The organism is Streptococcus cristatus, assembly GCF_008369405.1.
Taxonomy (GTDB): domain Bacteria; phylum Bacillota; class Bacilli; order Lactobacillales; family Streptococcaceae; genus Streptococcus; species Streptococcus cristatus_G.
In genome coordinates this window covers 1-9583 of record NZ_VSJJ01000017.1, presented here as the reverse complement: position 1 = coordinate 9583, position 9583 = coordinate 1, and the positions used below count along the sequence as shown (strand labels likewise).

Annotated in this window: 8 protein-coding genes; all 8 read left to right on the top strand. The window is 41.2% G+C overall.

Features of this window, described 5'->3' with window-relative positions; genetic code table 11:
- Positions 1-153: 153 nt before the first annotated feature.
- Positions 154-3267 (top strand): DEAD/DEAH box helicase, encoded by a 3114-nt coding sequence (locus FXF62_RS10500; RefSeq protein ID WP_149518691.1) that lies wholly within the window; start codon positions 154-156, stop codon positions 3265-3267.
- Between the two features lie 41 nt (positions 3268-3308).
- The gene (locus FXF62_RS10495) at positions 3309-3980 is read left to right on the top strand and encodes a cystathionine gamma-synthase (protein WP_149518690.1); all 672 of its coding nucleotides are present in this window, start codon (positions 3309-3311) and stop codon (positions 3978-3980) included.
- Positions 3981-4012: 32 nt separating this feature from the next.
- Positions 4013-5347 (top strand): UDP-N-acetylmuramate--L-alanine ligase, encoded by a 1335-nt coding sequence (murC, locus tag FXF62_RS10490; protein WP_149518689.1) that lies wholly within the window; start codon positions 4013-4015, stop codon positions 5345-5347.
- A gap of 10 nt (positions 5348-5357) precedes the next feature.
- On the top strand, positions 5358-5873 hold the full coding sequence (locus tag FXF62_RS10485) for a GNAT family N-acetyltransferase (RefSeq protein ID WP_149518688.1): 516 nt from the start codon (positions 5358-5360) through the stop codon (positions 5871-5873).
- A complete protein-coding gene (locus tag FXF62_RS10480; RefSeq protein WP_148887364.1) occupies positions 5870-6367 on the top strand; it encodes a GNAT family N-acetyltransferase in 498 nt (165 codons plus the stop codon). The genes FXF62_RS10485 and FXF62_RS10480 overlap by 4 nt, the downstream gene beginning before the upstream one ends.
- 64 nt (positions 6368-6431) lie before the next feature.
- Positions 6432-8234, top strand: a complete 1803-nt coding sequence (gene mltG, locus FXF62_RS10475; protein WP_187984272.1) for an endolytic transglycosylase MltG — start codon at positions 6432-6434, stop codon at positions 8232-8234.
- Between the two features lie 64 nt (positions 8235-8298).
- Positions 8299-8781: a transcription elongation factor GreA gene (gene greA, locus FXF62_RS10470; protein WP_005592281.1), complete on the top strand. Its 483-nt coding sequence runs from the start codon at positions 8299-8301 to the stop codon at positions 8779-8781.
- Between the two features lie 77 nt (positions 8782-8858).
- A complete protein-coding gene (gene nth, locus FXF62_RS10465; RefSeq protein WP_149518686.1) occupies positions 8859-9488 on the top strand; it encodes an endonuclease III in 630 nt (209 codons plus the stop codon).
- Positions 9489-9583 lie beyond the last annotated feature (95 nt).

Genomic DNA, 9583 nt, shown 5'->3' with positions numbered 1-9583 from the left:
TACTCTTATCATATCAGGGAATCTTCTTTTTGACTTCTAGAAGTCTCACATCTATTGTAACGCTACAAAAGAATGTTTACAAATAAAGAAATTCTATTTCGTTTTTATAGCTGTCCTATGGTATAATAAAGGGATAAATGTTAGGTGGTAGGTATGGCTAAATTAATTCCTGGTAAAATTCGAACGGAAGGAATTGCCCTCTGTGTCAGCAAAAAAGTCGAAATTCTTGAAGTTAAGGATTCCTTTTTATACACGCGCGTGGATCAGTACAATCTACGTTATAGTCTAGATGATGAGGCGGTTTTCTGTTCCTGTGATTTTTTTCAAAAGAAGAAGTACTGTGCCCATCTGGCTGCTTTGGAATATTTTTTGAAAAATGATCCGGCGGGTAAAGACCTGCTAGCAAAGATGACAGAAAAGGAGTCTTCCAGTCAGGAAGCTCAGAAGTTGGTTTCTTTTGGCAGCCTTTTTTTGGATAAGATTTTGCTAGATAAATCCAGTCAACAAATCCGCTATGAGCTATTGGCGACCGGCCAAGAAGATACTTACACAGGACAATTCTTATGGAGTCTGCGGATCCGTCGACTGCCAGATGAGCGTTCTTATGTGGTACGTGATATTTTGTCCTTTTTGAGAACCTTGGGCAAGGATGGCCATTATCAGATCGGCAAGAGTTACTATGAGCCTATTCGCATGGAGAATTTTGATGAGGCCAGTCAAGATTTGCTAGAATTCTTACGAGGCTTGGCAGCGGATTATAAGGGGCAGGATTCTCCACTAGTCTTCCCCAATGCTGGGCGGCACCTTTATTTTCCAGCTAGTCTTTTTGAAGAAGGTGTGACTCGCTTGATGAATCTCACGTCATTTCGTTTAGAATATAGCTTCTATGATTATGCTGAGGTCTTTTTCCAAGACTTGCATGAAGAGGCGGAAATTTATCAGTTTGAAGTGCAAGAGCGGGAAAACTATTTTGAGCTGCTGATATCTGAAAAGAATTATAAGATGCTCTATGGGGGGCAATTTATCTTTCATAATCAGACCTTCTATCAATTGACAACTCGGCAGACCAAATTAATCAAGACTTTACAAGAATTGCCGATAGAGCAGGAGCGCGTTAAGCGCCTGCAGTTTGATGTATCTGAGCAGTCCAAACTAGCAGTGAGTCTGCTTGAGTTCAAAAAAATTGGCCGTGTGACAGTGCCTGAGCGCCTGCTCATTCATGACTTTACCGTGGATTTCAATTTTAATTTGGGAGCGGACAAGCAAGTATTACTGGATCTTGTTTTTGATTATGGCAGTCAGACCGTAAGCAGTCGTGAAGCGCTGAGAAAGCTACCTTTTGCCAGCAATTTTGAGCGAGAACAGCAAGTTTTTAAAGCAATGCTGGAGGCGGGTTTTGCAGATGAGTTTACCAGCCAGCGTCCTCCTTTGCGACCAGAAGAAATTTACCGCTTCTTCTCTGTCTTGATTCCGCGCTTTAGAGCACTAGGCAATGTCTACTTGTCAGATGAGCTGCAGAGTCTATCTCACACAGCACTTCCGAAAGTTTCCATCAGTATGAATGGTGGGCTCTTGGATATTGGCTTTGATTTTACTGGTATTGATCAGTCTGAAGTGGATGATGTTCTAGATTCGCTGATGAGTCAAAAGGATTACTTTATCAGCAAGACGGGTCAGGTCTTGATTTTTGATGAGAAAAGTAAGCGAATCAGCCAGACTTTGCAACAATTGCGAAGCAAACATTCTAAAAATGGGGTCATCCAAACGCATAGTCTGGCCGCCTATCAACTCTCTGAATTGTTCAAAGATCAGGAAAGAGTTGACTTGTCGGAGGATTTTCGCCAGCTAGCTTATGATTTGACCCATCCTGAGGATTTTCCTCTGCCTAAGCTGAAGGTTCAGGCAGAGCTTCGAGATTATCAAGAAACGGGTGTAAAATGGCTATCCATGCTGAATAAATATGGATTTGGCGGTATTCTAGCTGATGATATGGGCTTGGGAAAGACCCTTCAGACCATTTCTTTCTTGACTGCTCATTTGACCAAGTCTAAGAAAGTCTTGATATTAGCACCATCTAGCCTGATTTACAACTGGAGTGATGAGTTTGCCAAATTTGCTCCAGACCTAGATGTCGCTGTTGTGTATGGACTTAAAAATGTTCGAGATGCTGTGATTGCAGAAGACCATCAGATTACCATTACCAGCTATGCTTCTTTCAGACAAGATGTTGAAGAGTATCAGGGACTTCATTTTGATTATTTGATATTGGACGAAGCACAGGTCATGAAAAATGACCAGAGCAAGATTGCTCAATATCTAAGAGCTTTTGAGGTGGACCGTACCTATGCTTTATCTGGCACGCCGATTGAAAATCATCTTGGCGAGCTTTGGTCTATCTTCCAGATTGTCCTTCCGGGCTTATTACCGAGCAAGAAAGCTTTTTTGAAGATGTCGGCAGAAACGGTTGCCCGCTATATCAAACCCTTTGTTATGAGGCGTAAGAAAGAAGAAGTCTTGCAAGAACTTCCTGATTTGATTGAGGTTTCTTACCGTAATGAACTCGCAGACAGCCAGAAAACGATTTATCTAGCCCTGCTCAAGCAAATGCAGGAGCGAATTCTCCATGCAACAGAGGAGGAAATCAATCGTAGTAAAATCGAAATTTTGTCTGGTCTTATGCGACTCCGTCAAATTTGTGATACTCCCAAGCTTTTTATGGATGATTACGATGGGGAAAGTGGCAAGCTGGAAAGTTTGCGGGAGCTGTTAGAGCAGATCCAAGACGGCGATCATCGTGTTCTGATATTTTCACAATTCCGTGGCATGCTAGATATTATTGAGCAGGAACTAGGACAGATGGGGATGGAATCCTTCAAAATCACAGGCTCAACTCCAGCAAAAGAACGTCAGGAGATGACCAAAGCCTTTAATCAAGGAGAAAGATCAGCCTTCCTGATTTCTCTTAAAGCTGGTGGTGTGGGTCTCAATCTAACTGGTGCAAATACGGTTATTTTAGTGGATCTTTGGTGGAATCCTGCAGTAGAAGCCCAAGCTATTGGTCGGGCTCATCGCATCGGGCAGGAACGGAATGTAAAAGTTTATCGTATGATTACACGGGGAACTATAGAAGAAAAAATTCAGGAATTACAGGACACCAAACGAAATCTGGTTTCAACGATTCTAGATGGTGCAGAGTCTCGCTCCAGTCTTTCGATGGAAGAAATTCGAGAAATTCTTGGAATTTCTTCTGAATCGCTTGAAAAATAGTTTGAATAGTTTATAATAATGAAGAGTTGAAAGGACATGCTATGACAAATACTAAATTTCCTATAATTGCTGATGACGAAATCATGTTGACAGAAATGCCGCACATGAATTTGTACGATGAGTTGGATCTGATTAGCAACATTACAGGGGACTATCAGGACCGTAATTATTTAGAATGGATGCCGATTGCAAAGCCAGAAAATCCTGCTCATGCTGCTCCTAGTCAAACTGTAAGTAAAGCTAGAAAGAAGCAAGCTCCAGTTACGGACTTTAAAAAGCCAATTGATAAGAAAGATCCAGCTATTCGCTATGCTGAGCAAGCACGAGAGGAAGCTCGGGCTGATCTGAGGAAAAAACGTTCGGCTGCTTATTTGACGAGCAAGCTCCCGAATAAGGTTCGTAGTCGGAAAGTGGCACCTTCTTTTGAGGGAAATCCAGTTAAACCAACGGCCCCTTTCCAAAAGGAAAATTCAGGTGAGCTAACGAAGTTTAGTAACAAGCTCAAGCAAGATAGCTACATACTAGCGGATATTCAGCCTCAAGCTATTGTAGAAGCGCCAGCTAATCAAGAAAAAAAGAAAAAGAATAACTACGATTTTCTCAAAACCAGCCAAGTCTATAACAAAGGCAATAAGCGAGAAAAACACAATAAGCATAAAAAAGTACAGGAATTGGACATCACCAAGTTGAGTTCAGATGCCCAAGGGCAATAAGGCTTCAGTTGTTTAAGATTTAAGGAGTAATCATGACGAAAACCTATCATTTTATCGGAATTAAGGGCTCAGGTATGAGCGCTTTGGCTTTGATGTTGCATCAGATGGGCCATAAGGTTCAAGGAAGCGATGTTGATAAATATTATTTCACTCAGCGTGGTCTAGAGCAGGCTGGTATTCCCATTTTGCCTTTCGATGAGAAAAATCTCCAGTCAGATTTTGAAATTATTGCCGGTAATGCCTTCCGTCCAGATAACAATGTGGAAATTGCCTATGCAGATGCCAATGGTATCAGTTACAAACGCTACCATGAATTTTTGGGTAGCTTTATGCGTGACTTTGTTAGCTTAGGAGTGGCTGGTGCCCACGGGAAAACTTCTACAACGGGTATTCTTTCTCATGTTCTGTCTAATATCACAGATACTAGCTATCTAATTGGGGATGGTACAGGCCGCGGGTCTGCTAATGCCAAGTATTTTGTCTTTGAATCAGACGAGTACGAGCGTCATTTTATGCCTTATCATCCGGAATATTCGATTATCACCAATATTGACTTTGACCATCCAGATTATTTCACAAGCTTGGAAGATGTCTTTAATGCTTTCAATGATTATGCTAAGCAGATTACTAAAGGGCTCTTCGTTTATGGAGAAGACGAGCAACTACGCCGCATTACTTCAAATGCACCAATTTATTACTATGGCTTCAAGGAAGAAGGCAATGACTTTGTCGCTCACGATCTCTTGCGCTCTACAAGTGGTTCAGGCTTTAAAGTTTCCTTCCGCGGGCAAGAGCTGGGTGAGTTCCAGATTCCAAGCTTTGGCCGTCACAACATTATGAATGCGACAGCGGTCATCGGTCTCCTCTACATTGCAGGTATTGACTTGAATCTAGTAAGGGAACATCTCAAGACCTTTAGTGGAGTCAAGCGCCGCTTTACAGAAAAGATTGTCAACGACACAGTCATTATTGATGACTTTGCCCATCATCCAACAGAAATTATTGCGACTTTGGATGCAGCTCGTCAGAAGTATCCTAGCAAGGAAATCGTGGCTATCTTCCAGCCGCACACCTTTACTCGAACCATCGCTCTTTTGGATGAATTTGCGGAAGCCCTCAATCAAGCTGACTCAGTCTATTTAGCTCAGATTTACGGATCTGCGCGTGAGGTGGACAATGGTGATGTTAAGGTCGAAGATTTGGCTGAAAAGATTGTGAAGCGGGCCAAGGTCATTGATGTGGATAATGTTTCTCCGCTTCTTGACCACGATAATGCCGTTTATGTCTTTATGGGAGCTGGTGACATCCAGACCTATGAATATTCCTTTGAACGTCTCCTGTCCAATCTGACCAGCAACGTTCAGTAGAGGAGACTTGATGGAAGCACCGATTCGAATCAGACAGGCTGACTTGAGCGACTGGGAAGAAATTCTTGCAATTGAACAGCTAAATTTTCCAGCAGCAGAAGCAGCCAGTTCCGAAGTTATCAAAGAGCGGATTGAGCAGATTCCAGATACTTTTTTGCTAGCAGAGCTGCATGGTCAGCTGGCGGGCTATATTGTTGGACCAGCTGTTCAGGAGCGATATCTGACAGATGGCCTCTTTAGCAAGGTGGGTGCTAATCCTCAAGAAGGTGGCTTCGTTGCCGTTCAAAGTCTGTCCGTCCATCCTGATTTTCAGAGGCAGGGGGTCGGAACCTTGTTGCTTGCAGCTCTCAAGGAGACAGCTGTTCAGCAAAATCGACAGGGCATTAGCCTAACCTGTCATGATGAGCTGATACCTTATTATGAAATGAATGGTTTCGTCTACGAAGGGATTTCTGACTCAACTCATGGTGGGGCTGTTTGGTCTGATATGGTATGGGAAAATCACAATTTTAAGGAGAAAGAATGATTATCCGTCAAGCTCAAATGGCTGACTTAGATGCTATTTATGCTATCGAATTGGAAAATTTCAGTCCAGAAGAGGCTATTAGTCGTGAAATATTGGCAAAACACATTGAAACGATTCCTTCAACTTTTTTGGTCGCAGAAAAAAATGGCAAGATTTTGGGCTATTTAGAAGGTCCTGTCCGACCAGAACGTTATTTAAAAGATATTTCCTTTACGGAGGACATTGAAGATTATAGCTATCTGGCTGGCGGATTTATCTCTGTGACTAGTCTATCTATTTCTAAAGAAGCACAGGGCTTGGGTGTAGGAAAAGCCTTGTTGAAAGTTATGAAGGAAATTGTGATTGCTGATGAACGCCACGGCATCAATCTCACTTGTCATGATTATTTGATAGCCTATTATGAGAAGCATGGCTTCGTCAATGAAGGACCTTCGTCCTCAACTTATGCAGATGAAGTATGGTTTGATATGGTTTGGGAAAATCCTCAGATATAATTTTCATAAATAATATAGTTTTGAAAGTCGGATATGATTGCATTTATCTGACTTTTAAGATATAATGTTAGGGATTATGAAGAAGGAGATCAAGTTTTTGACTGAAAATTCACAGGATAACGAAAAGACGCTGAGTTTTAAAGAGAAGATTTTGAATGAGTTGGCAGCAGCCAATGGTACCCAAAATCACTCAGTTCAGGAAGAAGCGCAGCCTCTTTTAGGTAAAGAAATGGAATTGGCGGAGAGCTTGGAATCTCTCGTTTCTGCTGTTGAAAAATCTCATGGGGTTCTAGAGAAGGATACTTCAGTAGAGGAAGAACCTAGTAAGATCAAAGTAGAAGAGCCAATGGGACAAAGCGATCCTACTGTTCATACTCAGGCAGATGTGCTAGAAAATATAGTCCGTAATTCTACGATCTCAGAAGTTCCATCAAATGTTGATGGGCCAGGACAAGCTGATGTTGCTAAGAAGGAAAGTGTAGAGTCTGGAGAGGTTCAAACTTCTGTGGCTCACTCAGAAGCTTATCAAGAAAAGGTAGCGCCTGTTGCAGATGAGATAAAAGAAACAGTGTTACCTGATTCAAACACTACAGATGAAAGAGAAGCTAAAAAAGACTTTTCTACTGCAGAACCAACGCTAAGCCGTAGAGATGTTGCTCATGGAAAGAAACGTTCTCGTGCAGATCGTACCAATAGTAGTAAAAAGAAAAAACGTAAAAATGGCCTAGCCAATCGAATCGTGATGACAGTCTTGGTACTTTTCCTATTGGGCCTTGGTATTACTGGTTTTGTAGGATACAATTATGTCTCTTCAGCGCTGAAACCAGTAGATGTCAAATCAACAGAGTATGTGACAGTGGAAATTCCTGCCGGTTCTAGCACCAAACAAATCGGAGAGATTTTAGAAAAGAAAGGCCTGATTAAGAACGCTCAAGTCTTTAATCTTTATTCAAAAATCAGAAGTTATGGTAATTTCCAATCTGGTTACTATAATCTTCAAAAGAGTATGGACTTAGACACGATTGCTAAGCAATTACAAGAAGGTGGAACAGATACACCACAGCCTCCAGTTCTTGGCAAGATAACAATTCCTGAAGGATACACCTTAGAGCAAATTGCCGAAGCAACTACTGTCAATGCCGCAAAAACTGCGAACAAGAATACTAAAACACCATTCAGCAAGGAAGATTTTCTAAATAAAGCTCAAGATGAAGATTTTATTGCAAAAATGGCAGCTAAATATCCGCAGCTTCTAGCAACTTTGCCGAGCAAGGATAGTGGTGTTAAATATCGTCTGGAAGGTTATCTTTTCCCAGCTACTTATGATTATGGAAAAGAAACCACGGTTGAAGAACTGATTGACCAAATGTTGGCTGCTATGAATACCAATCTATCGCAGTATTACTCAACAATTGAGTCTAAGAATCTGACGGTTAATGATGTTTTAACACTCGCCTCTTTAGTTGAAAAAGAGGGATCAACTGATCAGGATCGCAAAGATATTGCGAGCGTCTTTTATAATCGTTTGAACCAAGCTATGCCACTTCAGAGCAATATTGCGCTTCTTTATGCTCAAGGAAAACTTGGTCAAAAGACAACTCTTAAAGAAGATGCTGAAATTGATACAAATCTTGACTCGCCTTATAATGTGTACAAGAAGCAAGGTTTGATGCCTGGTCCAGTAGATAGTCCAAGTCTGTCTGCTATCGAAGCTACTATTAATCCAAGCAAGACAGAGTACTTGTATTTTGTAGCAAATGTGGAAACGGGGGCTGTATATTTTGCAAATACCTACGAAGAACACGCTAAGAATGTGGAAGAACACGTTAATAGCAAATTAAACCAATCAGGTGAAAGTTCTAACTAAATTATGTGGTTTTCCACATAATTTTGTTTTATCAAAAAATAGAAAGAAGAGAGAAAATAAAGTAATGGCTGAAAAAACTTATCCTATGACCCTTGTAGAAAAGGAAAAATTAGAACAAGAATTAGAAGAATTGAAATTGGTTCGACGTCCAGAAGTAGTAGAACGCATTAAAATTGCTCGTTCTTACGGAGATTTATCAGAAAATAGTGAATATGAAGCAGCAAAGGACGAGCAGGCTTTCGTTGAAGGACAAATTTCAAGTCTGGAGACTAAAATTCGCTATGCTGTGATTGTTGATAGTGATTCGGTGGCTAAAGATGAAGTTGCCATCGGTAAAACTGTTACTATTCAAGAAGTCGGTGAGACTGAAGAAGAAGTATACATTATCGTTGGTTCAGCTGGTGCGGATGCCTTTGCGGGAAAAGTTTCAAATGAAAGCCCAATTGGTCAAGCATTGATTGGTAAGAAGACTGGTGATATTGCAACAGTAGAAACACCAGTTGGCAGTTATGATGTCAAAATCCTAAAAGTTGAAAAAACAGTATAAGAAAGGTCGAGCACGCTCGGCTTTTTCTTTATCAATTTATGCTATAATATAGAACAAACAAAGGAGATTGTATACTGATGGTTTTATCAAAAAAACGAGCACGCTATGTCATCGAGGAGATTATTGCCCTATTTCCCGATGCCAAACCCAGTTTAGATTTTAGAAATCACTTCGAGCTACTCGTGGCAGTCATGCTATCAGCTCAAACGACAGATGCTGCAGTTAATAAAGCTACCCCAGATTTATTTTTAGCTTATCCTACTCCAGAAGCTATGGCAGCGGCATCCGAGGAAGATATCGCCAAGCACATTTCGCGTTTAGGACTTTATCGAAATAAAGCCAAATTTCTGAAAAAATGTGCCCAGCAACTCTTGGACGATTTCAATGGACAGGTGCCTCAGACTCGGGAAGAATTAGAAACTTTAGCTGGGGTGGGGCGTAAGACAGCTAACGTGGTCATGAGTGTAGGGTTTGGTATTCCAGCTTTTGCCGTTGATACGCATGTTGAACGCATTTGTAAACACCACGATATTGTCAAAAAGTCGGCAAGTCCTTTAGAAGTTGAAAAACGTGTTATGGACGTTCTCCCACCTGAACGCTGGCTAGCTGCGCATCAGGCTATGATCTACTTTGGTCGGACTATTTGCCATCCCAAAAATCCAGAGTGCGAACACTATCCTCAACTTTACAACTTTGATCATGTTTAAGTTAGTGTCTTTGAATACTAAATTTCACTAGGCGATGAACGTTTTAAGGGACGTAAAAGCCTGTTGCGAGAGTTAGAGGAATATTTAAGCGACTT